Here is a 1,420-nt window from a genome sequence, read left to right as displayed (position 1 = left end):
GGTTGCGTCCACGGAGGTGGTGTACGAGTTTCACCTGGTCACAGGCGTGCCGCCGGGAAATGAGGACGGTCATCGCGTGATCCTTTGAATGCGACACTTCAAGATCAAAGGAGACACGTGATGACCGCGGACAACAGCATGCCGCCCACCCAGTGGCTCGCGCAGCAGATCCAGACCGGGGACCCCGACTTGTTGCGATCCATGGTGAAGACCATGGCCGAGACGTTGATGTCGGCCGAGGCCGACACCCTGTGCGGCGCTGAATACGGCGAACGCAGCGACGAGCGCATCAACCGGCGCAACGGCTACCGCACCCGCGAATGGGACACCCGCGCGGGATCGATCGAGCTGGCCATCCCGAAGCTCCGCTCGGGCTCGTACTTCCCCAACTGGCTGCTGGAACGCCGCCGCCGAGCCGAGCAAGCGCTGATCAGCGTCGTGGCCACCAGCTATCTGCTGGGCGTCTCGACCCGCCGCGTGGACCGGCTGGTCGAGCAACTCGGTATCAAGCACATCTCCAAAAGCCAGGTCTCCCAGATGGCCACGCTGCTCGATGAACAGGTCGAGGCGTTCCGCACCCGCGCCCTGGATGCCGGCCCGTACTCCTTCGTCTGGCTGGACGCCCTGACCCAGAAGGTGCGCGAAGGCGGCCGCATCATCAACGTCCACGTCCTGGTGGCCACCGCCGTCAACGCCGACGGACGCCGGGAGGTCCTGGGCCTGGACGTCACCTCGGCCGAGGACGGAGCCGGCTGGCTGGCCTTCCTGCGCAGCCTGATCGCGCGCGGCCTGACCGGAGTGCAGTTGGTCATCTCCGACTGCCACGCCGGGCTGCGCGCCGCCATCGGCGCCACCCTGCCCGGCGCCGCCTGGCAGCGCTGCCGGGCCCACTACCTGCGCAATCTGCTCACCGTCGTGGCCAAACGATCACAGCCGTTCGTCGCGACGCTGGTACGCACCATCTTCGACCAGCCTGAGGCCGCCTCGGTCCGCGCCCAGCACGCCTGGGTCGTGCAGACCCTGGAGGCCAAGCATCCAGCCGCGGCCGAGCACTTGGATGCCGCCCGTGACGACCTGCTGGCCTTCGCCGCCTTCCCCCGCGAGATCTGGTCCCAGCTGTGGTCGAACAATCCGCAAGAACGCCTCAACAAGGAGATCCGCCGCCGCACCGATGTGGTCGGCATCTTCCCCGACCGGCCCGCGATCATCCGCCTGATCGGCGCCGTGCTGGCCGAGCAGACCGACGAATGGGTCGAGGCCCGCCGCTACATCGGCCTGGACATCCTGGCCAAAGCCCGCATCCGGGTGATTCCCGGAGACACACCGAGCACGGACACACTTCCGCAGACACTCACCGCTTAACCTGCAGAAACAGGATCACACGGAGATCGATTCATACACCACGTCCGTGGACGTGACC

1 protein-coding gene is annotated in these 1,420 nt (G+C 66.9%); it reads left to right on the top strand.

Annotated elements, in window-relative coordinates; all coding sequences use genetic code 11:
* Positions 1 to 120: 120 nt before the first annotated feature.
* Positions 121 to 1,362, top strand: coding sequence for an IS256 family transposase (locus HII36_RS55155; protein ID WP_173531381.1), 1,242 nt, complete (start codon positions 121 to 123; stop codon positions 1,360 to 1,362).
* Positions 1,363 to 1,420: the final 58 nt, after the last annotated feature.

Source organism: Nonomuraea antri, assembly GCF_013283785.1.
Taxonomy (GTDB): domain Bacteria; phylum Actinomycetota; class Actinomycetes; order Streptosporangiales; family Streptosporangiaceae; genus Nonomuraea; species Nonomuraea antri.
Note: the sequence above shows the minus strand (reverse complement) of the source record. Positions and strands in the feature narration are given on the sequence as shown.